The 25101-nt window shown below is 56.9% G+C and carries 21 protein-coding genes; 14 read left to right on the top strand and 7 right to left on the bottom strand.

What is annotated here, in order from left to right:
* Positions 1-32: 32 nt before the first annotated feature.
* Genes KHO31_RS03125 through KHO31_RS03115 form a run of 3 tightly spaced genes read right to left on the bottom strand, consistent with a single transcriptional unit; the run spans position 33 to position 1839 of the window.
* Positions 33-866 (bottom strand): ImmA/IrrE family metallo-endopeptidase, encoded by an 834-nt coding sequence (locus KHO31_RS03125; protein WP_211622741.1) that lies wholly within the window; start codon positions 864-866, stop codon positions 33-35.
* Entirely contained in the window at positions 863-1252 is a 390-nt protein-coding gene (locus KHO31_RS03120; RefSeq protein WP_111929866.1) for a hypothetical protein, read from the bottom strand. Before KHO31_RS03120 ends, KHO31_RS03125 begins: the two co-directional genes overlap by 4 nt.
* Positions 1249-1839 (bottom strand): hypothetical protein, encoded by a 591-nt coding sequence (locus KHO31_RS03115; RefSeq protein ID WP_111929867.1) that lies wholly within the window; start codon positions 1837-1839, stop codon positions 1249-1251. The genes KHO31_RS03120 and KHO31_RS03115 overlap by 4 nt, the downstream gene beginning before the upstream one ends.
* Positions 1840-2001: 162 nt before the next feature.
* Here KHO31_RS03115 and KHO31_RS03110 point away from each other — a divergent pair, with 162 nt between their 5' ends.
* The 8 genes from KHO31_RS03110 (at position 2002) to KHO31_RS03075 (ending at position 12544) form a co-directional block, all read left to right on the top strand.
* A complete protein-coding gene (locus KHO31_RS03110; RefSeq protein ID WP_211622740.1) occupies positions 2002-2943 on the top strand; it encodes a hypothetical protein in 942 nt (313 codons plus the stop codon).
* Between the two features lie 249 nt (positions 2944-3192).
* Positions 3193-4350, top strand: a complete 1158-nt coding sequence (locus KHO31_RS03105; protein WP_111929869.1) for a ComEC/Rec2 family competence protein — start codon at positions 3193-3195, stop codon at positions 4348-4350.
* 13 nt (positions 4351-4363) lie between these two features.
* Complete coding sequence (locus KHO31_RS03100) at positions 4364-6589, top strand: Mov34/MPN/PAD-1 family protein (RefSeq protein ID WP_211622739.1); 2226 nt, start codon at positions 4364-4366, stop codon at positions 6587-6589.
* Between the two features lie 40 nt (positions 6590-6629).
* Positions 6630-7364, top strand: coding sequence for a hypothetical protein (locus tag KHO31_RS03095; protein ID WP_211622738.1), 735 nt, complete (start codon positions 6630-6632; stop codon positions 7362-7364).
* Positions 7365-7490: 126 nt separating this feature from the next.
* Positions 7491-8732, top strand: a complete 1242-nt coding sequence (locus KHO31_RS03090) for a hypothetical protein (protein WP_211622737.1) — start codon at positions 7491-7493, stop codon at positions 8730-8732.
* Positions 8733-8806: 74 nt separating this feature from the next.
* Positions 8807-10240, top strand: a complete 1434-nt coding sequence (locus KHO31_RS03085) for a hypothetical protein (protein ID WP_211622735.1) — start codon at positions 8807-8809, stop codon at positions 10238-10240.
* A 799-nt stretch (positions 10241-11039) separates the two neighbouring features.
* Positions 11040-12149 (top strand): hypothetical protein, encoded by a 1110-nt coding sequence (locus tag KHO31_RS03080; RefSeq protein ID WP_211622733.1) that lies wholly within the window; start codon positions 11040-11042, stop codon positions 12147-12149.
* A 137-nt stretch (positions 12150-12286) separates the two neighbouring features.
* On the top strand, positions 12287-12544 hold the full coding sequence (locus KHO31_RS03075) for a hypothetical protein (protein ID WP_211622731.1): 258 nt from the start codon (positions 12287-12289) through the stop codon (positions 12542-12544).
* Positions 12545-12583: 39 nt separating this feature from the next.
* Here the strand turns inward: KHO31_RS03075 and KHO31_RS03070 are convergent, their stop codons facing one another.
* Complete coding sequence (locus KHO31_RS03070; protein WP_211622729.1) at positions 12584-14413, bottom strand: hypothetical protein; 1830 nt, start codon at positions 14411-14413, stop codon at positions 12584-12586.
* An 859-nt stretch (positions 14414-15272) separates the two neighbouring features.
* On the opposite strand from KHO31_RS03070, the gene KHO31_RS03065 reads away from it, so the two are divergent.
* From KHO31_RS03065 to KHO31_RS03055, 3 genes are all read left to right on the top strand, one after another.
* On the top strand, positions 15273-17159 hold the full coding sequence (locus KHO31_RS03065; protein ID WP_211622727.1) for a P-loop NTPase family protein: 1887 nt from the start codon (positions 15273-15275) through the stop codon (positions 17157-17159).
* A 117-nt stretch (positions 17160-17276) separates the two neighbouring features.
* The gene (locus KHO31_RS03060) at positions 17277-17594 is read left to right on the top strand and encodes a hypothetical protein (RefSeq protein ID WP_211622725.1); all 318 of its coding nucleotides are present in this window, start codon (positions 17277-17279) and stop codon (positions 17592-17594) included.
* 264 nt (positions 17595-17858) lie between these two features.
* Positions 17859-18491, top strand: a complete 633-nt coding sequence (locus tag KHO31_RS03055) for a sel1 repeat family protein (protein WP_211622723.1) — start codon at positions 17859-17861, stop codon at positions 18489-18491.
* A gap of 98 nt (positions 18492-18589) precedes the next feature.
* Here KHO31_RS03055 and KHO31_RS03050 read toward each other — a convergent pair whose 3' ends face one another.
* On the bottom strand, positions 18590-20605 hold the full coding sequence (locus KHO31_RS03050) for a DUF262 domain-containing protein (RefSeq protein WP_211622721.1): 2016 nt from the start codon (positions 20603-20605) through the stop codon (positions 18590-18592).
* Positions 20606-20715: 110 nt separating this feature from the next.
* On the opposite strand from KHO31_RS03050, the gene KHO31_RS03045 reads away from it, so the two are divergent.
* Together KHO31_RS03045 and KHO31_RS03040 are read left to right on the top strand one after the other, a co-directional pair.
* Positions 20716-20994: an H-NS family nucleoid-associated regulatory protein gene (locus tag KHO31_RS03045; RefSeq protein WP_236071087.1), complete on the top strand. Its 279-nt coding sequence runs from the start codon at positions 20716-20718 to the stop codon at positions 20992-20994.
* 775 nt (positions 20995-21769) lie between these two features.
* Positions 21770-22969: a hypothetical protein gene (locus KHO31_RS03040; RefSeq protein ID WP_211622717.1), complete on the top strand. Its 1200-nt coding sequence runs from the start codon at positions 21770-21772 to the stop codon at positions 22967-22969.
* 228 nt (positions 22970-23197) lie between these two features.
* On the opposite strand, the gene KHO31_RS03035 is transcribed toward KHO31_RS03040, so the two are convergent.
* Together KHO31_RS03035 and KHO31_RS03030 are read right to left on the bottom strand one after the other, a co-directional pair.
* Positions 23198-23626 carry a hypothetical protein gene (locus tag KHO31_RS03035; protein ID WP_211622715.1) on the bottom strand — a complete coding sequence of 143 codons (429 nt, stop codon included), beginning with the start codon at positions 23624-23626 and terminating at the stop codon, positions 23198-23200.
* A 385-nt stretch (positions 23627-24011) separates the two neighbouring features.
* A complete protein-coding gene (locus tag KHO31_RS03030) occupies positions 24012-24476 on the bottom strand; it encodes a hypothetical protein (RefSeq protein WP_211622714.1) in 465 nt (154 codons plus the stop codon).
* 308 nt (positions 24477-24784) lie between these two features.
* On the opposite strand from KHO31_RS03030, the gene KHO31_RS03025 reads away from it, so the two are divergent.
* Positions 24785-25096 (top strand): hypothetical protein, encoded by a 312-nt coding sequence (locus KHO31_RS03025; RefSeq protein WP_211622712.1) that lies wholly within the window; start codon positions 24785-24787, stop codon positions 25094-25096.
* Positions 25097-25101: the final 5 nt, after the last annotated feature.

The raw sequence follows: 25101 nt of genomic DNA, 5'->3' as shown, positions 1-25101 counted from the left end.
TCGCGCGGTCGGGTCTTCTTTTGTTGCCTGCCTTAACGAGACCGCCTGCCAAAGCTCGGGTTATCTTGATAACGCCCTTCGGACCTGCGCTCGAAGGGTGACTCAAACATCTCGGTATCGCTGAGATACAGCATCACCAGAATTTCTCCCGGGCGACCTGGCATCGCGTTTTCGTGCACTTCGAAGCTCTCCGCGTCATCGTTTGAGAACCACGCTGCTGCTTCCTGCTTTCCGGAACACTGCTTTGACTCGACACCATTCACGATGTCGTAGGCAAAGCTGTCTTCGTGAAGCGTTTGTACAAGCCGCCACCGTCTCGGAACATGAGGGGCAAACGCGCGCCAGCGAATTCCGCGTCCGTCATAGCAGGCGACGATTATAGGCAAGGAGTCGACTTCAGCCATGCGGATGATGGCAGCTGCGACGCTGACTTCGAATGCCTGGGCAACCTCCCCGATGTGCTTGAAGGTTGGAATCTTCGTTCCCGACCGGATGGCAGGGTCGAACAGATAGCGCGGCATCAGCAAGTGGGCTGCGTAGCTATCAGCTTCCTTCTCTAGCGTCGCGTCCGACGCCAGGTTTGCGCTTTGGTCATCGACGCGGCAGCGGAACGACTTCCCGCGGTGCATAATCCAATGCCCGAGTTCATGTGACGCGGAAAATCTCTCTCGCCCGCGGTTCCCTGACGGCCGGATGGTTGCGATTGCCTGGTTGTTGACTCCTACGAGTGTTGCCTCACAGCCGTCAAGCTGTTCATATCGAACGTCCATTCCGGCGTCGCACGCGATGGCTTCAACGTCAAGCTCCGACGGGGACGAGATGCCAAACTCGGCGATAAGTGCCTCGGCGCGCTGGCCGGGGGTCATTTGTTACCTCCTTGTCCATCTTGGAGCTGCTTGAGCTGGGCGTAAAGCCGTCGAGTGTCGGCTTCCGACATCTCGCTGAGCTGGCGAGCGGCGAGGGTGACTTGACCATCGTTCGCTGCGTCGCGTATATAGGCCTTCATTTCATCTAGCGACGCCGACGACTGTGCGGCTACAGGCTCATCTTGTTTCTGAAGACGTGCTTTTGCTGCGGCCAATCGTTTGCGCCCGGCATCCTGATTCGCGGCCGCAATACGGTTGGCTGCTCTCTGTTTCACCGCGTCTATATCCTGGCCTTCGAGGATTTCCTCGTCGGGCATCGACATCAGCTCGTACGTGTACGACTCGAGAAAGCTCGACGAGAACTGGGGCTTGCGCGATGCGCTCATCCGTTCCTCCTTTCGTCTTCCATCGTTTCAAGCTTCCGGATTAGCCGCTTACGGGCGGCCTCGTATTGATTCTTGTCCATTTGAAGTGCTCCGGCAGCTTCTTTGCCGCGTCTACCCGCAGCCCATTCCCATGCGACCAGTGCTGCCTCCACATCATCTGCGAGCAGCATCTCCACCCGGGCCGCTTGCTCGGCATCGGATGTCGCGACCTCGGGGCTGAGAGTCTGAACCGGCTCGACGTTACGGACGAGCAGTTCGGTCGCATCCATGACGTCACTGCTCTCGACAACAGCGTTTGCGTCGATTGGACCGTTCGCTTCACGCTTCCGAGCGTTACTGGCCATGCTGTCCAGCACGGATGCAATAGCCGGAACGGCCGTGTATCCGCGGTGCCAGACTCGCTCCCCGCCGAGGAGCTTTGCGCAAGCTTCCTGCAGCAGGTCCTCATGCGATGCGGCACCCATCCCGGCGTACGCTCGTTTGGCAATCCGTTCGACGCGGACCCAATCGGCCGGCGACATATTCTCCAGTTCCTGCTTGACCTCCGCCGGACTCAGGCGGTCGTCACTGTCGAGGGCTTCTCTCATAGCTCCCGAACTCCCGTTATTAGTAAAGACTCTCCGGGCGCGCTCTACGGACGCCGCGAAAAAATTTTTGTTGTGACGTCCGTGCCGCCTCTCTGAAGAGTCTTACTGAGTATGGGCGAAGCATTTGGCGCTTCGCCGCTCCCGATGAGCGAGGACAATCCGATGATAGTAGAACGCAAGACGCGCGACATCAATCGTTACCTGTCGCATCTCCCCGAAGGCAAAAAATACTACCTCGGCGTGCGCGTGCGCCCCGAGCATGTTCGCCGTCTGGCGACTCTGGGCTTTTCGAGCCCGCTGGTCGTCGGCGAACGCCTGCTGCCGCCGGCGCGCGGCGCGGCGAGCCGTCGAAACGCCAATGGCTTCGACATTGTTCATCGCGACCAGCCGAAAGAGACTGCGTACCGCCAGATTAGTTGGACTTATACGCAGCGGCACGGCGACCGTGAGGTCGAGGTGACCGAGGTCAAGGATGTTCCGTACTACCGCTATCCGCGCACGAAGGTTCTGCCGTACTCCATCGAGGTCGTTGTCTCGGCTGACCCCGGCGGCGCGCACTGCATGGTGGCCGGTCCGTTCGAACGTACGGATGCGCAGACCGCCGCTGCGACGAACACGGCGAACATGCTCGTCGAGCAGTTCGGCTCGTTTGAGGTGCTCGATACGTCGATGAGCCCGTCGGTGGATGTGCGGATGCGCCGCCTCAATTGGAAGCTCTTGCCGTCTGGCAAGAACCCGTGGAAGTCGGCGTGGCCGTCGCTCGAGACCGTCATCGAAAAGAGCCGCGGCAAGAGCCGCGAAGTGGTCGCGGCGCGCTTCAATGAAGTTGGCAAATACGCCCCGGAATTTATCGCCGTCGGTTTGGGGGGATTCGACGACTACGTCGTATTCGGGTTCCCGCGCACGGGTATCTGCATCCTGGAAAGCCGGTTCACCAACAACGCCACTTACGTGCTCGCTCATGCGAACTGGGAAATCGTCTCGCAGATGACGAAAGCGCAAATTCTGTCTGCCTCGGCGCACGACGCGCGATTGATTCACGACCGCAAGTGGTTCGACGCCTTGGCGGAAATTCTGGCTCGCCCCGCTGCAAGCGCTGCGTAATTGAATGCGTGCGCCGCTCGCGCCGGGACTGTCTGGAAACGGTCGAATTGACCGAAGCAGGTGGCGCGCATCGCAATATTTCTTTCAAATGATAGAAATATTGCGATGCAGCACAAGATGTTGTGTTTGAAATAGTAAATTATCGATATGTTGTGGTATTTGGTAATATGATTTGAACATGTTAGGCGGTAAAAGTTGCCGTCAATTGGTTGGCGGCGTTTTCGCGCACTTCTTTGAGGGATGTCACCCATGGCAACGCCAGAAATCACCTTTTTCCCCGTGGGCAATGGGGACATGACGCTCATCAAATTATCCAGTGGCCGGACGATTCTTATCGACATCAACATCCGGCAACCAGGCGACGGCGTGCGCGACGTACTTAAGGATTTGCGCGAGAAACTGGCCGTTGACGAGGAAGGACGCCCGTACGTGGACGTGATGGTGCTGAGCCATCCGGACCAGGACCACTGCCGCGGCCTGCGCGAGCACTTTTACCTTGGCCCGCTGATGAACTACCCGACGAGAGGCGAGCCGTCAAAAATCGTTATTCGAGAGATGTGGTCTTCTCCGCTGGTGTTCCGCCGCGCCTCGAAGTACCACACCCTGAGCGATGACGCGCGCGCTTGGAATGCAGAAGCAAAGCGTCGTGTTGCACTGTTCCGCGAAGAGGGTGAGTTGGAGGATGGCGACCGCATCTTGATTATGGGCGAGGACACGGACGGCAAGACCGACGATATTCTCGACATCGTCGTGAAGACCGACGAGCGCATCACTACCGTGGCCGGCAAGGAGCAGGATAACTTCAGCGCGTTGCTCCTGGCGCCGATGCCTGCTGACGACGAGCACGATGCCGATGAACTCTCGAAGAACGAGTCGAGCATCATCATCAACTATTCCATCGGCACGGGAGCGGTCGCGGACGCCGTGAAATTCCTGTCGGGCGGCGATGCAGAGGTGTACATCTGGGAGAAGCAGTGGAAACGCCACAAGGATGACACGACGGCGCTCGAGTACGACTTGCTGTCGACGCCTCACCATTGCTCGTGGCACACGCTCTCGTGGCACAGCTGGAGCAAGAAAAAGGAAGAGGCTGAAGTGTCTTCCGACGCGCGCAAAGCGCTGTCGCAGACGCGCGCGGGCGCTTACATCGTCGCCAGTAGCAATCTGATTCTCAACGACGACAATGACCCTCCTTGCATCCGCGCAAAGCGTGAGTACGAAGCTATCGCGAAAGAGGCTTCGGGCAAGTTTGTGAACACCTCCGCCCATCCCAACGAGAAGAATCCCGAGCCGATGGTGTTCGAAGTCACGTCGGGTGGCGTCAAGGCGAAATGGAAGGTTGCGGCGACCCCTGCAGCGGCTGGTGCCGCCGCAGCGTTCGGCTCGAAGCCCTTGTCGCACGGCTAAGACGGAGGTCGCCATGAACGCTCTGCTGCAGGGTGCAATCCAGCTGCTCGAGGCGCATCCTGCGGTCGAGTCGGTAAAGGTCGAAGAAACGTCTGGCGGTGGCGCAAACGTCTACGCGACGTTTTTCGTTGACTTGCCGTCGCGCTGGGCTGCCGCGGGCGCAAGTCCAAACGGTGTCCGAGCGCGAGAGGAAGTGCTCGTCGAATTTCCATCCTATTTCCCGGATATTGCGCCGCGAATCACGTTGCGCGAGGATTTTCCGGACGCGTTGCCGCATATCTATCTGCACAAGCGCGGAAGTCGGGTGCCCCCATGCATTACGTTCGGCGACACGCTGGATGTAATGCATTCAGACGGGTTCTTTCGTCTTGTCGACCAGATGTCGGATTGGCTTAACAAAGCTGCGGTCGATGAGCTGGCCATCAATGAGAAGGGCTGGGAACCGAGCCGAAGGAACGTCGGCTCCAACTTTGTCGAGATGGACCCCGTGGAACATTTCGACAAGCCACCGTTTGGCGGGTGGCGCCTGTTCATGTGCATGACGTGCTGGAGCAAAGACGGCCGCTGGTCGCTAGCGCGTGACCCGCAGCAGAAGTTCCCGGTCGGTGACCACGCCTTCATGCGTGAGTGGCTGAACACGCTTGGGGTGAGCGAGACGGCATATCGCGGGCGTGCACCTCTGGTTTTCTGCTGGCCGCAAGCCGCTCTTGGCGAGCAACCCATTGTTCATGAGCGATACAAGGCCGATACGGTCACGACATTTGCAGAGCTTGCCGAGCAGGCAGCCGAGTGGGGGTGTCGAGTTGCGCTAGACGATTTCGTGAGCAACTTCAACCGCACTCTCGCAACGTCGAAAGACAAGGTCGTAGCGCTCTTGTATTTTGCCTTCCCGGTACGCAGGCCCACAAACATTATCGGTACCCAGAGCCAGTTTGAGATGTTGGGCTACAAGATGCAACTCTCGCTGCCGGCCAAACTGTCTGTGGAAGATACGACGCCGGTCAGTGCCGTTGCTTTCTCGTCTCCCATCTCTTCGAAACTGTTGAGGCGGACGTCGGCGCTGCAAGAACAATCGAAGGAGTTGCAGCTGACATTTGCGGGATGCGGGAGCCTCGGGTCGAAGGTTGCCATGCATGTCGCGCGCGCGGGCGGCAAGGCAGCGCTGCTTATAGACGGGAAACTTGCTGCCGCGCATAACGTGGCTCGCCATGCGCTCTTGCCTGACGACGTGGCTAACTTCCACGGCAAGGCAGAGCGGCTGGCGCAAATCATGGGGAGCTTTGCGTCAAAGCGCCCGAAGTTTGTCGCATCTGACGTTCGCGGCCTGGACTTTAAAGCAGCTAAGTACCGAGATTTTTTTCGTGGCGAGCAATCGGTGGTGGTGAACACGACCGGCTCGCCAGCGGTGCGCGACTTCTTCGCAAAAGCGAAGTTTGACGCCCGAGTTGTTGAGGGTGCACTTGTCCACCATGGCAAGGCGGCATTCATGACCGTGGAAGGCCACGGCAGAAATCCATCGACTGTCGACCTGCTGTATCACTCATACGAACGGCTTCGCACGCTCGGGTTTTTGCGCGATGCTGGTGTAACCGCTGCGAATATTCTTGAAATTGGTATCGGGTGTCACTCGGTAACTATCCCTATGTCGGACGCACGAGTCTCACTCGTTGCAGCTGGAATCGGCCAGAGATTGCATCAATATGATGAGGTCGGTTTGCCCGAGACCGGTATATCGTCCGTCGCATCGGTTGGCGACGATGGAATGTCTATCGCGTGGACGCACGATGAGGTTGGTGCAACGCATGTGGCGGAGGTGTTCGACGGGAAGACGTGGACCGTGCGCGTGCTCGATAGGGCCCATAAGAAAATTGTCGCCGATGTTGCAGAGCATCCTACGGCCGAAACTGGCGGCATTATCGTGGGAAATGTCTCCGCGCTCACGAGAGAGATATTCATCACAGACGTCCTCCCTGCGTCGCCTGACAGCACGCGCTTGCCTGCGCGTTTCGTTCTCGGGGTCGAAGGAACTCTCGACACGATTCGCGGCTATGAAGCGCTCGGTGGACACACGCTCTGGTGCCTGGGGACATGGCATAGCCATTTGGCGGTGAGTGGTCCATCACGGATAGACAGGGATACCGCGAAATCGCTCGATGGACAAATACGTCACGCGGCAGTTCTGCTCATTCGCCACCCGCAAGGTTACGCTGCGCTGGTCCGCGATGGCACGCTAGCTTAAAGGTCGCACGGCTTCGATACTCGACACTACGGGGAAACACATGGACGCTCTACAGCAGGTCGCACAAGTAGCATCATCTGGAAAGTCGTTGAAAGCGCGCAATATGGTCTGGCTCGTCGGTGTTGGCATCTTCGATGTCATCATATTGCTGGTCATCGCGTTTCATCACCCCATCGACGACTTCACCGCGGATAAGGGGATGGCGCTACGAACGGGCCTGTCGGTTTTCCTGCCCGTTCCCACTATTTTTCTTTCGTACTTGCTCTCGCACTCGCAGAAGGCGATTCTCGTATTCTGGCGCCTTCGTAACCCGATGCCTGGTTCGCGAGCTTTTACCGTGCATGCACAGACCGATACGCGGATTGACGTCGATGCGCTGAAGAAAAATGTGGGGGCTTTCCCGAGTGATGAGCGCGACCAAAATTCGATGTGGTATAGGCTTTACAAGCAGGTGGAGAACGAAGTGTCGGTGCTCGAGAGCCACCAGAAATATCTGATGTTCCGGGACATCGCTGCGATGTCGCTGTTGCTTGTGCCGCTGGTAGCGCTTGGGCTCTTTCTGTTCGGCAACACAGTCAGGGCTATCGTATGGTCTGCGGTGGTCTTCGCAGTCCAGTATCTGATTGCGGCGCTGGCAGCACGTAACTCCGGAATTCGCTTCGTCCAGAACGTTCTTTGCATCCATTCAGCAAAGAAGGTCAGCGGTGCGCGGCGAGCTGCCTCTAGGAGCAAGCCAGAAAAGAAGGGGGGAGTGGCTGATGGCCGAGGTGAGTGACACACATTGCCATGCTTCAGTCTGCAGCGGCATCGACGCGGGCGCTCTCGAGCGAGCCGCGATTCTCTTGGCGTGCGCGCTTGGTGCGTACGGAAGTTAGATTCTGACCTGCGAGGGTACTGGATAATGCTTTCGATAGAACGACCAGAACTTTATCGAGAGCTCCTCGGCTATCCCGACGGAATCCATTGTGTACGTGCGCCGGAAGATGGCACGATGCGGCTCATCTTGAAGATGTCGGTGTCCTATCTCCTGCCGGCGAAGATGAATCGAGGGTTCAAGATTTACGTCGTCCCTGTTGAACTAAACGGGCGGTCAACGATAGGGCTGATGAGCGCATTTTTTGACGACGAGGATTGTCCGCTGACGTTATGGCGTCTCCTGGCGGATGACGGCCCATCCCTCGACCTTCTGCATCTGTTGAGCAGGCGTGAGATTCTGGTCCACATATTTGATGAGCAGAATCGTGAGCTGTTAGGTTATAGAGCCGAGGTCGATGTTCCTCTCACGGCGCAGATGCGCTTGGAGCACGTGAGGTTTCCCTCGCTAAGTGACTCAAGCATCAGTCACGCACATGAGCAGGCGAACATATGGTTTGGCCTCAGAACAGCGGTCGACGACGCTGACGCGATTGCCGTGCGATTCGAGGAGCCCTTGTTTCCAGAGAACTTGACGATAGCCGACACACGGCCACAGATGTACCAGTTTCACGGCGGCCAGGGTTATGCATTGACTTCGCTGGAGCGGGAGGAGCCAGGAGCGTTCCAGGAGCTTGACATCATTTTGATGCTCCAGAGGGTCTTCAAGCCTGAGCAGATTTACCACGCGCCGAGGCGTCACTACGACAAGGAAGAAATTGCGGACGTCATCGTCATAACCGACGACCTGTGTCTGATTGTGCAGGCGAAGGACTCACCGAATACAGAGAAAACGCTACAACGCACCCTGAAAAGAAAGAAGCTGATGTCGGTGCGTCAGGTAAACGATGCCCTGAAGCAGGTTGTAGGGGCAGTGGGCTACGCGGATGCCACGCGGCCGTTTCGCATGATTGTTGGCGAACGCGAGGTCTGTGTAGACATCAGCAAGCACCATCTTCTGTCGTTGGTTATTGTTCGAGAGCTATTCACCGACACCTACGCCGAGTACAGCAAGTCTTTGTTCAGCGCGTTCGATGAGACGAACCTGCCGTGCATCGCGCTCGACTATGCCGAGTTGCATAAATATACGACTTTCTGCCCGAATCAAGGGAGTTTCTTCGGAGCCTATTTTCAGGTGTTCGACGCCGCGCGCGAACTCGGCGAGTTTCCTCGGCTGCGCTTCGGCGCTGCTGACGTTCGGGCGTTATGGGAGCATGGGGAAGGGGATTGAAGCGCATTCGGGCATGGCGAAGCCGTAGCTGTTGCGTAAAATCATGCTCCGACCGCTAACTATTGCAATACGACATGTCGCAGAACTTTGCCAACGAAACATTCAGAAACTCAGAACCGTCGTGGGCGAATGCTTGCGTGGGTGAAAACGGCTCGCCCGACATCGTGGATTATGCCGCGGGCTTTGCAAATGCCGCGCAGGTGCTGCTCGAGCAGGTTATACGTCACCGAGGTTTGAAGCATCCGACGGACACCTTTGTGTATCCTATTTGCTTCAACATGCGTCACGCGATAGAACTATACATCAAGGCAGCTATCGAATCTTTGCGCCCGCTTGCTCATCACGGCTATCGTCTGCCCGATATCGACATTCAGACATCACACGATATCGGGATGCTGTGGCGCTATTTCAAAGAGCACTCGGTTGCACTAGATTGGCGCTATAAAAAGGTCATCGAGCCTCTGGATACTGCCATATCAGATTTCGCGGAGGTGGACTCCACTGGACAGGTCTTCCGCTACCCGTTTGGGCGTGAGAATCAAAAGCACCTGACGGAGCTTGCAATAATCAACCTCCTGGTCCTCTGGAAGAAGTTCCGGGCGTTGGTTGCAAACCTGAAAACGTTGAACTACCAGGGTGAATTTCTTGGTGAGGAGTATCGGCACCAGACATACACCGCACACCTTTCGCGCTTTGACCTTGCCTGCATCGGCTATCGACTGCCGCCGAGAGCCGAGTGGGGCTCAGAAGCGTTTGAAGTCGCGAAGGCCGCGCTTCGAGGACACTTCAACCTCAGTTCCAACGAGTTCTCGCGGGCGCTGAAGCTCATCGAAGGGAACATCGAATTGGCCGCCATTATTGATGCCCGTCGCGAATTCGAATATCTAACTCCCGCGCAACTCAATCTGTTCTTCGATTCGTGGTGCAAGATTGTTGGCATCGACGATGTGAAGAGGCGATATGCTCCGGGGCCAGAGGGGCGTGCTGCGCTTTTCGATGCCGAGGTCAGCAGCGCTAGCTCATGGAGTTTCGAGGAAATGACTGCAGACGCGGCCTTGCGAACTGAAATCTGGCCAACGCTTAGGGACAATATATCGCCGGAAGCGTTCGGGGAAATTAGAGCTTTGCACTATTTCTCAAGGAATAGCTTGGGACATAGCGAGGATTTCGAAAGAGAGCGAGAGATAGCTGTTCGCGATGCCTTGGCGGCCCGTGATGCAGGCGAAGCAAGGCTACGTCAATCTGCTTTCTACCTCATGAGCAAGCCGGCGGCGTTGGAGCATGTATTGAACTCCTTGCTGTTCTTCGGGCATGTCGACTTGGTGGATGAACTGCTGAAACTCAATGAGCTGTCAGCCACCGCCGGTGCGCTACTTGAGCCTAGCCTTCGAAGGTTTCGTCGCCGTCGTCGCGAAGTCTCCGAAGCTATAAATGTCGAGTTGAGATATCCGAAACACGAACGCTACGCTGTGACTCAGCTTGAGCAGCAGTCGGCCGCCAACCTATAGGAATCTGAAGGGATTTGTGGAGGCATACCGCGTAGGTGACGAAACAACTGCGGTGGGGCAGAATGTGGTGCGGTGGACGAACTCTAGCCTGTAAATCCGTCAAATTGAGACCATGACCGAAATCAAGAAATTTTCTGATGCCGATGCGTAACTCATCGAACGCGCAACAATTGCTGCAAAATCTATTCTGGAACTGTTAGACCCCTCGCCGAGTGGCCGAACACCGGATTTTCTGCGCTCCAAGGATAAGACGGTACAGAAAGCGTGGGAGCATGCATCTAAGTTGGTTTCTACGCTCGATGGCAGTGATGTAGCGCGGCAGTCGTCCGCTTCAAGCAGCACCGGCGCGCCGAGGCGCTTGCGCGATTGAAACACGATATGTCACTCGATGAGTGGCACCTTGATTTCATCAGGGTTTCCGATTTTGCGATATGCACATGCGGTCGCGGAAATGCGCAAGAGTTTCATGATGGGGATTGTCATAAGTCGCTGCTGAGAGACATTTGGCGAGCGCTCACCAAACAGCAGTTCCACGGTGAATTTGAACTGACTTGAATTCACTGGAAATCGCATTTTTCGGGTGCGCTGAAGGCGATTGTCGTGCCTCGCTCTCGTGAGGCACGACAACGGGGCACCAGAAACAACAAACGAAACTATCGCTCTGTTTGCGCTTATGGCAGATGCACGCGAATGCGGCGCACAATGCAGTTGAGTAGACCGAAAAAATTACATCGGGCTCGCTGACGATTGGGGAAGTGCCTCTCAGGCGACGAGTATCGACATAACGTAGGCAATGGACATGTGGAAGCACGATGCGGAAGACAGCTTAACGGCTGGGTTTGACAGTACCATCGCAACGGCGTTTGGCAACGGAGAAAAAGGCGAACTCGAAAACCTCGCAAATCTGTTTAGCCCCCGCGCAATAGCGGGATATCGAGACGCGCTACTTAGCGGACTTAACCCATCTTGTGATGCAGCAATTGACGTCGCCTGGATTGACAAGCGGCCCATCGCTTATCTGAAAGAGGACGAGACCGGTGCTGAGTTGGGCGACATGATGCTTGTCATTCACAAGCGGTCTGCTGATGGTCATCTACGAGAATCCCGCGCCTGTCTACTGGAAGTAAAACAGTCTACCGAGGACCCCATTAAGCCGGTGCCGGTAACGAGCAACGAGAGTACATTGAACCAGTTTGCCATTCTTTCGGAATGGCCGCCGCTTTATGGGCTGAAAACAACAGGTCGCAACAGCGCATACCTACTTAAAGATATCAAAACTAAGCCCACGAAGACGAGCACGGGAGCTATTCCGGAAGCTTGGTACGTTGCAGTAAAGCCCAAGCCGCAGGCGGGTGTACCCGCGTCGGACCCATGGATGGCGGCACCTGCTGTTGGCGGCGCAAGCTTTGAGCATACACTCGGAAACCTGTTTCAGGCCTTCGTTCAAGCGAAACCGCTACACCACCCAACAATACTGGACGTGGACGTAGGGCGGGAGTACGTTACAAAGCATAGTGGCAATGCGCCGCATACCTGGGACGAGCTTGTAACTAACATTATCTGGGTAGCCAAAAAATACAACCTCCCAAAATCCCTGTTTAAAAAAAGGGGGACGCGCTACCGTTCGGGCACCTTCCGCTCAAGCTCATACATGGCGCTAGTCGGGATGAATGGCTTTGCATGGAAGCCACTCATCGCGGGCGTGACGGTTGGCTTCGTCGTAGCTTGGCTAATTGCTCAAGCTTTCTTTAAGCGCAAGCTCAGAAGAACTATCCTTATGCACCTATTTACGGATGGGTTCGAATACGTCCGACAGGAATTGCAGCGAAAGCGCGAGATATTTCCCGTCCTCATCTTCCAGGTCTATGACGGCGAAGACCGTGACGGCCCCTCGAAGCGTCAAGGATGATAAAGACTAGCGTCGCTGTTTGCGCGCTGACGTGGTACCGCCTTGCGGGTCATCATGATTTGGCTGATGGTCGGCACCGGAACAATGGTGTCGAGCCATGCTTCTCGCCCCAACACACGCAGGACTAGGATGAGCGTGTGAAGGGCGCTCGTGTGTTTGGCTGCTTCATACGTGAAGACAATGGCTCAATCAGCCTCTCTGAGCAGTACACCAAAATGTACAAAGATTGGCAGCAGGCGCGAAACCGCAATGGAGTCGTGGAGAGCGCGAGCGCGATTTTTGGAATAGAGGAGGCGGGCGCGAAGGCGATACCCTACACCTATCTGGAAGGCGAAGGGGACCGCGTTGAGATTTTCCACATGTGGCTGATAGACCGCGCCGCGATTGACAAATAAGGTGCCGCTTTTACCGCGGCGGCATCCAGCGCTAGCTCATTAGTTCTTTTCCTGAGTTCGCGGCGCCCCGCGACGACGCACCCGTCCGCGAGCTGTTCCGGGAGTCCCGAGCCTTCGGTTCAACTTGGTTAGTAGCCGATTTTTCGGCTCAGCATCCTTCGACCGTGCGTTGGAAGTGCGCTCGGGGAGTAACACTTCCCACCAACCAATCGAGGGCAAGCTCTTTTCGAGTCCGGACTCGAATTCCCGCAGCCTAGCCATGCCCGGAAATTCTTCGACTGCGCGGGCGATAAGCCGGCGTGCCTCGTTGTCTTTCTCGGCCAATCTGAACTTCTCGGCGACGGCGAGAAGCCCCGCTGCGCCGAGGAGGCTACCGGCGTTCAGTCGCTTTTCCCTGTATCTCAATCTGGAATACGTATTGAACAACGCTTCGCATGTTTCCGCAGGCCACGGCGGCAGCCGACCTTCGTACACGTACAGGAAAAAGGCCTCGGCGGACTCTGCGTCCAGCTCGCTAAGATATGTTCCAAGCCTTTTTATTGCACCTTCCCTTTCCTCAACCGGAAGCCAATGGGAGAACCAGTAGTGCAACGTGACCAACGGGAGACGTTGTTCGGGCTTCGCAAGTGCCGGTAGTAGGCTGTCGATTTTCTCGGTGACTTTTCGTATGTCGGTGACTGGCGTTTCGGGATGTAGCTGCTGCTGCTCGACTTCCTGGAGAAATCCGTTAAGGTACAAATAAGCAGAGTCGGCTGTGAGGTTGGCCGGATTACCTATCCACATGTTCGGCGCTAACTGCATTCTCAGCAGGTTCGGAAAGTCATTTGTGTAATTGAACTCTTCGCGTTCGCTTGTCGGCGAGCGGCGGATGAACTCGAGAATCACGGAGCGGGCGACCCTTGCCAAACCCTCGAACGTCAGATGCGGACTACCGTCGATGTGCATTACTTCCGCGAGTGTGCGCGGAGATGCGAGCAATCCAGGAATTGCTTTCAGGGTATGAATGTAGCCGGAGCGGATGTCGTATGCGTTCTTCAGCGCGATTGTCAGGTCACCTCGCCCCGGCGGGAGGATTGATTTCGCTGCATCATTACGAAAAAATTGGTCACCCACATGCGCCAGAGAGAACTCCCGAAACCTTCGTCCTAGCGCCACGTGTTCGCCGCTGAGGATTGCAGTTCTTACAGCATTCGCTAAGTCCGATGTTGCGTCTTTCAGCACCTTGTCGATTGGCCTGCTCTTCCGCTGGTCGAGGTCTTCCCACACGGGAGGGGTGCCGTGGAACTTTTGCACGAGCGACTCAATCGCAGCTACGAAGAGCGTATACGCAAGGTCTAAATCGTCGGAGAGCCGGTGCAAGGCGGTGACGTACCGTCGAATCGCGCTCATTGCGGCAGAGAACGATTTCCGTTCCAACCGCAGTAGGTCAGTAAAGAAGCTCGCTAATCGAGCTTCTGCTTCCGGGTCGTAGGGTGCGCTCATGTCGAACGTCTTCGACACATAGTTTCGGGGAAGCTTTGAGATGCCAAGGGGAGGCTGCTGCGAGGTTAGCAGTCGCACCGCCAGGTCGTGGTTTGGTGTGAACAGCCGTTCAAGGGCGAAGGAGGAGACCGCCGCGAAGTCATTGATGAATGTGTCCGGGCCGACCGACGTAATCACGCCCGCCGCGCGGATATCGGGTTGACGTTCGATGACGTCGCAAACGAGGGTCTGGACGTCCCTCCATCGCGCTGCGGCGGACAAGGTGCCCGCTTGGGTAGTGATGCAACCGTCGGGTCGAATTTGAAAGTTCGAATACAACACTCCGCGATGAATCGTTTCCCGCGTGTTCTCGGTGTTGAAAAATTTTCCCGTGCTGATTTGGAGCATCGTGCTGTTCCTTATCTTTATCGCACCGCCGATTTGCTTTTCTCAAGTCGCGGCCATCAAACTGCTTCAGTCATGTTCTACATCGGACGCATTCTTCCGTCGGACTCGGGGTGGCGTGAGTCGCGAAAACGGCGTCTGACGTTCGGGTAGCGTCGGCAACGGAAGTGGGACTTGCATGGCTCTCAGCCGTTGGCATGCGCGAAGCGCGGCGACCAACGCTTCGATGGCCGCTGAACCTATACTGCGGTACTTTACCAGCGACCAGCGTTTCGATGCGTCGACGTTTACCTTCACGAAACGTGGTCATATATGGGGGTGCCGCAGGCCGAAGGGTCCGCCATTTGAATGCATGCTGCTTGCCGAATTGTGGGCAGTCTACAGCGGACGGATTGCCTGAAGGCCTTGAAGGCGGTTTTTCGCAATTGCCGGTGCGAATTATTCAATCGGCATAAACCATCGCGGACTCCATGCGGCCGTTCTCACTCTGTTCGAGCGACAACCAAGGTGAGCGGCGCAGTTGCATGTACTGTCTAAAGGCACACGGCCGGAGCCGTTAGGGACTTTGGTGTGGAGCCCGGTCAATGGTGAACGGGCGGTGCGGCGCTAGGGGGCACTCCTTCCGCTGTGCTGGGACTCTCTCCTCCTGTATGACGCATCTAACTTCTTGCTCGACCCGACCTACCTCGCGGTGTGGCTCTCCAACGCTGGGCGCGTACTCGTCTTCGCTTCGCGTGTAGTCAAAGGTGGGAGGAGTCGCCATACTATCTTGCCCCTGCATACGTCGACGGGCGGAAAAGCCGGATACCTTCGCCGGCTTGGCAGGGGCTCCCCAATGAAGGTTTGCGCATGAAGGGCGCTGATGACGTTCAGTTTTCCTCCAAATCGCTCCACGCTCTCGCTGTGGGACATTGCCTGCCGCCTGACCGGGCAGAATGCGACCGACGAGAAGCCGACCAATGAGACGCGGGACAAGCTGGCGGAGCTTGCCGAGGCAGTCTATGGGAACAACCTTTGGGTCCGGTTTCACCCTGACGCGGGCTTTGACTTCGTTCGTGGGTTCATGCCTGCCGCTCGCCATGCGCGCATAGAAACCGACTGGCGCAAGCTGGACCACGTGACAGTGGACCGTGAGGATTGGGCGCGTTACAAAGAAAAGTTGGCGACGACAGATGCCGTGACGCCTGCCGACATCGAGCAGGCCGAAAGCACACTGGCACAGCCACAAGCACCCCATGTGTCCAAGATGGTCGAATTCATCGCTAACGGTGAGCCTATCGACTGGGATTACTGGGCGGGCAAGATGCCACGCTGGACCGCTTACCAGGCAGTGCGCCTGATGGCCGCGCTTGACCCGGTGAAGCATCCCAAGTTGTCGTTTAAGCGAAATGAGACCTCGGGCGCTGCAAAGGAACAAGCCACGCGCCTAGAAACGCTGGCTGCTTCGCATGGCATGACTGAGGCATCCCCGCTTGACTGGCTTAATTGGGCGGATAAGCTGGCCGAGCCGGTGCATGGGGGATTCCGCGCCGCCGTAGAGAAACTGCCAGTTGGCCGTTTCGTGCCCGAAATCTCGAAAGCGCCGGCACCGATAATTACGCCATTGCCAGGCGGTAGCAGTGGCTTCCATCATCGTCCGGCGACGACCGCGAAACCGCCTGATTGGAGCTTATGGCGACACATGCCAGAGGTGTGCGTATGGCAGGCTTGCGCGCTGTCTCTTAATATCGACCCGGATTCGATGCAGCAGACGCGACACGGTTGGATGGCTGGTCCAGGTAAAGGGCCATTTTTTGAGCCAGAGAGTTTCCCGAGCGATGCCGTAATGAACGAGTTTCACAAGCGCGTCCGCATACTATCGGCGAGTCTGCCCAATCACGCTTTGATTTCGGGCGGCACTTCAAATTTCGATAGCAAGGCGCGGTGCATGGTCCGCCTGTCGGAGTTTGCGCGGTTCGCAATCGAGGTGGCGCAATGGGACGTGCCGGACGAGTTGCGAGCAGTTGTTGGGAAAAGCGATTCTCATCCGGTAGATGCCAGTGACCGCATGCCCACGGAATCGGCGGTATGGGCCACGCAATTCAATAGTGGTCGTGAAGTGGATTGGGAACGTGCAGGCCAACATCGCACGATAGAGGCGCGTAAGGCGATTCTATGGATGCACGGCCTGGAGCCCGAGGTGCACTCAACGAAGCCAGAGGCTCCAATCAGGCTACGCAGTAATCCCCAGGCAACTGAATTTTTCGACACTGTGAGGCACGTTCTTGCCGTTGCTGAGTCCGCGGGGATGCAACCGTGCACCGCGGCGGAGTGGGTTGCGTGGGCGAACAGCAAGGGCTTCTCCGTGCATTCGGAATTTCGACGGGTCGCGGAAGCATCGTGCAGTTCAGGGTCTGTTGCGCCCATCGCAGGCAACGTGACGGACACGCCGGCGCCGGAAGCCGGGAATGGTGACGTGACCGCCACTTCACCTGCGCCCGGTGTGACCTTGCATACCCTAAAGAGTCGAAGCAACCTTCTGACGCCTAGGATTCAAAAAGTTGTCACGGACACGGGGAGCTACGACAGTAACGTTGTGTTTCCCCTCCTGCGAGAAATGGCCATACGCGAGGAAGTACCGCTGAATGGCGTGGACAACAACGACGGCGCGCTGTTGTGGACCGATGCGAACGGCAAGCCAAAGAGACTGACAAAGAAGGCGTTGTCGGAACGCTTGCGCAATTTGCGCAAGCAGGGGAAGGCAGGCTAAGGCAGGGTTGCGCCGGAGAAGGCAGGGGAAGGCAGGCGTCTATCGGAAAACGCAGCGACATGTAAAAAAATCCGTATCACCTTCAACGAGCGCCGAACGGCGGAACGGTGATACGAGATGCGCGAGCAGCAACCCACGGGTGTTTCAGCAGAAACGGTAGAGGGGGCCCGGCCGGTACGACGGCGTACGGTCGGTGTCATGCAATACGCCGCGCTCATCGACGCGTGCAGCCACTTCGTTGCGCAGCTCGACGCGCATCCAGCCGGTGCCGCTATCTTCCTCTGCATCATCGCCCTGGCTGCTGGCTGCTGGCTGCTGGCTGCTGGCTGCGTGGTGGTCGTTGCATTAGCTGTGACGCGCGCGTCGCACCGGCTTCGCGCGGGTGCGCGTCGTCAGGAACTCCATCACGCTCTGACGAGGTTGTTCGAACGATGATTCCGTCGCGGCGATAAGATGAGCAAGTAGGTAATAACCCGAGCGAACCGACAACTCCCCTGTCATGTGAATCAATAGCACGGTCGTCGCGAACGACCGAAGAATCGTACAACGAACGCAAGCTGGTTGCCTGCATGGCTCCAGGGCAGCAAGGGCCATCGACTCTAGCTGTGGCCAACGCGGTCTCGCCATGCATGAGGCGTCAAGCGACAGCAGCGGTGAGGTATCATTGCTCTCATCGCTCACCGAAGGACGCCAAATCTGATGTCCGTAGATTCCAGCTGGTTGGGCCAAATTGAACGCGAGTGGGCACAACTTCGCCAGTGCGACCCCTCACTCGACGTGGAAAAGTTCTTCCGGCACGTTGTATCGGCAAACAAGGTTGGCTTTCTTTCACTTGAATCTATCGCGGCCATTGCGAATGGCCTGCTCACAAGCCCGTTGTCGGGCGCACCTTATCTCGGCCGGCGGTTGCTTGAACAGGTTGGCCCTGACCGGCATCCTTCCCTCCGGGTCGCGCTTGCACTGTCTCTCGTCACAGAGACAGGCGGGCCTGCGGACTACGAGGGAGGGCATGTCATTCTGGGCGACGTGCTGAAGGACGATACGGCGAGCGAGCCGCTGCGCGGAATGGCGGCAGCGGCTCTCGCGGACAGTGCGCGGCTTGGTCGCGGCATGGACCCCGACCTCGAGATGGCCAAGGGCCTATATGCCACGGCCCTGGAGCTTGGGCATCGGTCGGCCGCGTACAACCTTGGCTTGTACTGGGAGGGGCACTGGGACATGAGTGCTCACGGCGACGTCGTCCCCGACAGCACAAAGGCGATGCAGGCCTACAAACGCGGGGGTTCGAATGCAAAATGTGCCGCCCGTCTCGACGCATTGCGAGCCCGTTAGCGGTCAACCACGCCAATCGCGCATGCTGACGCAACGAAAAGCGAGCTCCGTGAGAGCTCGTTTGAACTCATGCATCCAAGCGACGGCGCCGCTGTTTCTTATGCAGCCCTTTCGGTCTCGTCGGCGATGGCAAGCTTCGCCGTCGGCCAAACTTTCAGAGCGGTCTCGAAAAGGCGCTCTCCCCGGGCCCGGATGTCAGCATCGCTCCACGACGTACCTTGGAAAGTCTGAAAGTAGTGGTTCAGAACATAGAGACTCTCGCAGATTTTCACGCGCTTGATTTGAAACTCGTAATTGCTGGCCGAACCGTTGAGCGGTCCCGTCAACAGCGTCAGGTTACCGAAGGTGTGCAGGTAGGTTTCACGTAGCATCCTTGCTTCGGGAGTGACTGCGGTCAGAGGGTAGTGCCCATCGAGCGTGTCCCATGTCTGCGGCAATACATGCTCGAGCGTCAACGTCTCCACCGGCGTTGCCTCGTGCTTGGGAGTTCGCATCGCCAACTCTAACCTGCGCAAGATAGCGCAAACTTTGCCCTGACGGAGGTCCTTGTAGACGGGCCTCTCGAGCCACCGGTCTTTGAAGACATCATCTGCGGGGGCCTCTTGGCTCTTGCCACTCAATCCAGCCAGATACGGCCCGACTGCGAGCGCAGGCTCCTCCAAAGGAGTCAGATGCTCGAGCAGCTTCAGGAATACACGGTTGTAGCCTTTGGTAGTCGCGCCCACGATGGCGCGACGGACAATGTATGACTCGAGGGCCTGAAGCGCTTCCACCAGCCGGGCGTCCTGCGAGTCATACTTCTCTCGCAGGAAGAGGTAGACCGGGGTGACCGTGCTCACGTCTAACGCGTGAACGACGCGCGCGAATTCAGCCATAGCGCAATAGCCCTGCGGCTCAATGAATTCGCGAAAATGCTGCGCGGATTTTTGAATTCGCGCGAGTTCGGGTTCCAGCGACGGCGGATTCCGGTGCCACCACTCTTTGTAGCCTTGAAAGACGTGGGCGACCTTAAGCTCGGCGGCACGCCTAAGCACGACGTAGTGAAAAAAGAACAGGTCGATTCGCGGATGTCGCAATCGTCCTTGCGTGTACAAGACACGCCACCAATTGTTGGACGTCGGCTCTCCCTTGTAGTCCAACTCGGCGTCGAACGATTTCCAATACTTCGTGTAAAGCGGCTGCACCAGCGGTTTCTGCGTCGTTTCCTCGCGATGTGCCTGGAGGAAGATGAAGTTGCGCACAAGGTCGGACGCAAGCAGCGGCGCGCCCCGTGCGTTTAACGTCTCAAAAATCACCTGGCGGTCGTCAGCGAGTTCGAGCTTGAGCGTCATCAATTGCAAGAGTGTGTCGAGTGTCTTGACAATCGCGTGCGCCCTTTCCTCGCTGAGTGGCAGTTCGGCGCTGAACTCTTGGACCACCTCATGGTTTTGAATGCAGTTAATCAATTCATTGGAGAGCGTTGCATCCGGGCTCTCGGCCGGTGCATCGCTCAAATCGAGACCGCGTAGGTAAGCCAAGATTGCGTGATGCAGATACAGGTAGCTCTGGACCATAAGCGGACGTTCCCGCTTAACCATGCCTTTGTCGGTCCGGACCTTCAGCGGGTACGCCCCGCAAACTTCGTCCGCGGTACGCGCATTTGTGAGTTCGCGAATATCTGCGCGACCGGCTTCAGTCGGCCAGACTTTGAACATGTCGTTGGGCTCATTGAAATCACCTTCGTTCTGAGTCTTGGGGCCGAGCGTCTTCGCGAGCCCGTCTCCTGGCAGGCGGGTCGCTACGTTCCGCAACGCCAGCATCAGCAGGTAGAGCGTGGTCGTCCGCTGCTGCCCGTCAATAACCTCGTAGGCATTGACCCGATTAAAGGACATTTCGTCGTCGAGCCGCTCCAGAACTACCGAGCCGAAAAAATGAGTTTGTGGCGGAACTACCCGATGCCCGCTTGCCAGCGCCTGCTTGTGCGCAATCAAGGCGTCGACCCGGTCGATGACGTCCGCCCACAAGGGTGCAACTTGCACATCCAACGTCCAGACATAGCCGCGCTGGAAAACGGGAATGACGTACTGCATGGGTTGGCTGAAAAGCCCCAGCGCGGTGGATTTATCCGGAATCACATTTTTTCTCCTTTTTTGGCCCGGTAGCAAGTATGCCGCACTGCGGAGAAAGAGTTGACTGCGTTCACCTGCGCATTCACAGATTCACATGCGTTTACCTGCGCCGCAAGATGGCTAAGGTTGGCATCAAGGTGGGCGACGTCGCGGCGGCAATTGCTGAAGAAAGAACGCGCCAAAAGTCGGCGCGATATCGCAGTGCTTTCGGCGACAGCTGGGATGGCAAGGGCGATATGCCTCAGTGGCTGATGCAAGCCACGAGCGCTGGGCAGTCACTGGCGCACTTTGCTGTTGAGAAATCGTCAACGTCGAGTAGCCGTGGACGTCCGGCAATTGACTGGAGTCGGGACCCGTTCGCTGGCACGCGACTGGCGACAATTCGACCGTCGTAAGCGCCATGTACTAGCTGTCTAATGCTCGTTGTTCGACGACGTAATCCAGTGCTCGACCTCTTTCGGGGTTCGGTTCGCTCATGAAGCCTACGTTGCAATAGTTCAACCACTGCCGCTGCATGGTTCCCAGCAAAGGTTACGGCTGTCGCTATGCTGTTTGCATCGAGATTCGCTTCTTCCCCATCGTCAGCTGCACGTCATCCTGTGCAAAGACAAGACCTGAATTTGTCGTAGGCATTCGAGGCGTGCAGTCGGAAAACGAGGCGGGGTACCGGCAACGCGGTCATCGCGCACTCGATTGGCAAGACCAAGGAAAGCGATACGGTCCTCACCGAGCGCGAGCGTTGTTTGCGTCTCATGAAGTTCCTCGACGACCATTGAAGCTTCGCTTCGCCCCAGGCAACGCATTTGCGGGGCTTTTTAATCGTTTGCGGGATGGCACGGCGCCTCCTAGACTTTCCGCAGGCCATCACATATGAGGAGCCTGACCATGGAACCGTATGAACAATTGCGCAAGGTCACGTGGGGTCCGCGATTGCCGGATGGCATGTTCGCCGCAACGGGAAAGCATCCTTCGACTCCGAATCCGATTCCTGCCCCCGGCCAAGATATTTTTCCGGTGCCAGAGCCAGGAGATGTTGACCCCAATATGGGTGACGTCGGACCCATTGACCCAAATCAGGGGCCCGGCATCGAGCAGCAACCTGGGATTGACATTCGTGATTCTGGTCGCGCCCCGAAGCGGCCGGGTACTTAGAGACGCGGACAGATTCGGATGTTTTCCGGCCTCTCCAAGCTTGCCGATAAACCCTTTATATTGGGATATCTCGTTCCAGCGTTGTTCGGGTTGACGGCGCTCGCCCTGGTGAATCAGGACATTCCAGCACTCGAGCAATGGATTCAGGCAGCCCAGAAAGGGGACAAGAGCCTTGGGGACGTTGTATCCGCGCTGCTCGCGCTATGGGCTGCAGCACTTCTTCTGATGCAGCTGAACATTCCGGTATTCAAGGTGCTTGAAGGCTATTGCTGGCCTTTTACCCTCAGATTTTTCGTGAATCGCCAAATCGTGCGCTACCGGACTCTGAAAAAGCCCTATGACGACGCCCGCAACGAATATTTCGAGGCGACTGATAAAATTGAGCCTCTGCTTCGACAGGCATCTGACGCCCAGTTAATCGAGCGAAAAAGGGCGGAAGCAACCGCCGCTCGGTTGCGTGCAAACAAGCTCTGCGCTCGTCTTCGGCGGGAATATGTCGAAGACGAAGAAGACTTCATTCTCGGGACCAGGTTGGGTAATGTAATCCGAGCCTTTGAGGATTATCCGGCCAATGTCTACGGAGCCAGCTCAATTGTCATCTGGCCGCGCATTGTTGATGTCATTTCGAAGGACTATCTGGAGGTTATAGCGGAAGCGCGTGCTGACGTAGACATGTGGCTGAGCTTCACAGTGGTCCTCCTGGGCGTCGCGCTATTCGAAGTGGCGCGGGTGGCCTTGCCGTATTCGAACAGTTTTCCAAAACCGGCAATCACCGCAGTCGTGGTCACGGTAGGAGTGTGCCTGCTACTGACGAGGGTGTGCTACCTGCTCGCGATTCGCTCTGCCGGCAGTTGGTGGGGAGAAACGTACAGGGGCGCATACGACAACTATCTGGGCGCCCTGGAGAAGAAACTGGGCTTCGAGGTGCCGCCTGACCTGGAAAGCCGAAAAGCATTCTGGCTCGTGATGAGCGACCGGTTTCGTTATTTCGACCAGGTCGATGCCCCGACATTTCCGAAGCCCGCCGCAGGCACCGAGGAGGCTCTGCACACGGAAGCGCCTGAACCGACGGAAGCTCCAGAGCCACCAGAAGCCGAGACACCTGAAGAGCACAGCGGTAGGAGCGAGAGAGCCGACGCCGCAGGCAAGCGAGCGACAGACGCTCATCGCATCGATGAGGCAACCAGCACCGATAAAACCGGCACGAATACCGGCTAGAGATGAAGCTGCTGGATTCAGGTCTCTCTCACAGCTTCGAGCTTGAAGTGCCATTCGCGGCCACTCGACGGCCGAGTATCTGTTTCCCATGCTTGCTTGTAGTGTGAGCGCAAACCTCGAGCGGAAAATAAAACCTATGGCCGGGTCGCCTTCGGTGCGGAGCCAGCTCCGTTAGAAGGCCGGTCTCGCCAGACATCGTATCGAAGCGGGCCGTAATTCTGGCCGAACTCAGATTTTCTGCCGGTGCTTGCGGTAACGGAATCGCTTGTAGCCGACCCAACCATAGTAAAGATAGCAAGCTGCCGCGGCTCCAATCGTTAAGGAACAACACCACACACGAAATGACGCCGACAAATCGAAAAAGAAGGGCGCTGTAAGCAATGCCGCGAAGATTCCGAGCGGCATGAATGCGTGCAGCGTTGCACTATAAAACTCGGTTATCCATACCCCACGCGCTCCAAACTCTGGCGCGTTTCTAAGCTGCCGGTCAATAGCCCGCAAATGTCTGTTGACCGGATTTTTGTCTTTGCAGTCATTTTTCGTCCGTTTGATATTTCTGCCATGTCTGAACGCTAGTCCAATCGGCACGAAGAAAAGACCCGCTACCAGCAAGATTACTACAATATGTACAGCTAGCATTACGCTCGACATTGCCATGTAAATTTTGAGTTTTCTTAGTTGGAACTAGCAGACGTTTCATCGGCTGCCCCTGTGCGCCGACGATGACACTGAAGGCAATTAACGCCAGACCGTATCGGACGCCCCCTACCATTGCATCGCGCTAAGGGAGTCTTCGTATCCTTCGGCTTGAGACTCGGTTCCAACTGTTGGAGGAGGATGAAGAGAAGCATGCCTGCCCTTTCTCTTTTTTAATTATCGAGTCGAATCGCATCTTCACGATTTGACAACGCCCTTGTCCACCAGGTCGGTATGAAAATCGCCGCGCAAATTTTAACGCCTCCGACATCGACCAGCCGGCCGCCGAAAGTCCAAGGTTCAATGCGGCAAGGAAGCGAGCCTTGGTCACCTGTTTTTTTTGCTTTTAGTTAGGAGCCGCCTTAGTTCTTACCGCGCTGGGCTCGCCAGTCTCCTTAAACATGTCGTCCATCAAATCTTGGACGACGCCGTCGGCATTTGGAAACTGGTGCAAAACAGAATTTTTCCAGTGACCGGACGCGATAAGGCCGCCGCTTGGCGCCTTATAAAAACGGATGTCCATCGAACGCAAGTACATAACGATGTCCCAGAACCAGCTGTCGGTGTAAGTGACATTCATATCGGCTTTGTCGCACGCAGGGGCAACCGACACCGACACACCGTGGTTTTCCAAGTTGCGTTGGATTGCAGCGTCCATATCAGCCGACTTGCCGCCGTGCGTGGTAAAGCACGCTGTCGTCGTCAGCGAGCCTTTCGCCTGCGGACCAGCGGTGACACTTTGAGTAGTGGAGCATCCAGGAAGGACGACCAGCGCCGAGACGGCGGCGACCAGGGAAACCAGAGTGCGCATTTTATTTTCCAGTTTGAATGCAGAGGTGGCACTCTGAATATCGGCAGCTGTGTCGACAACTTAAGCGAGCGGGAGAAGACTCGGCTCGCGTCACATGACTGTTCAAGGTCAGTGGCGTGGCAGCGCTACCCTATTCGCTTACCACACGGTACAGCTGGAGGTTCTAAAGGCGTACCGCCCACGTGCGCCTTCAGGAGTAACCCCATGTTACGAATCTCGCACCGCCGTTTCACATGTGTCCGACATCGCTCCTTACACTCCGAGCCGTAGTCACTGACATTGCACTCAATGTGCGAGGAGTAGCGAAGATGAACAAGAAAATTCTCGGCGCAGCGCTCGGTCTGGCAGTACTAGTAGCATCAACGGCAGCATCGGCACAGGTCGACGTCGCCATTGGATTGGGCATCCCCGGTGCCGTGTATGCGCCTGCAGAACCGGTGTACGCACCGCCACCTCCCGTTGTGTATGCTCCCGCACCTGTCGCCGTCAGGTACGGCGGTGACGAAGACTGGCGAGCCCGTGAATGGCGCGAACGTCGCGAGTGGCGTGAACGTGAATGGCGCCGCCAGGAATGGCGTGAACACGAGTGGCGCGAGCATCGTGATTGGCGCGGGTATTGAAACGA

The organism is Paraburkholderia domus, from assembly GCF_905220705.1.
GTDB lineage: Bacteria > Pseudomonadota > Gammaproteobacteria > Burkholderiales > Burkholderiaceae > Paraburkholderia > Paraburkholderia domus.
Note: the sequence above shows the minus strand (reverse complement) of the source record. Positions and strands in the feature narration are given on the sequence as shown.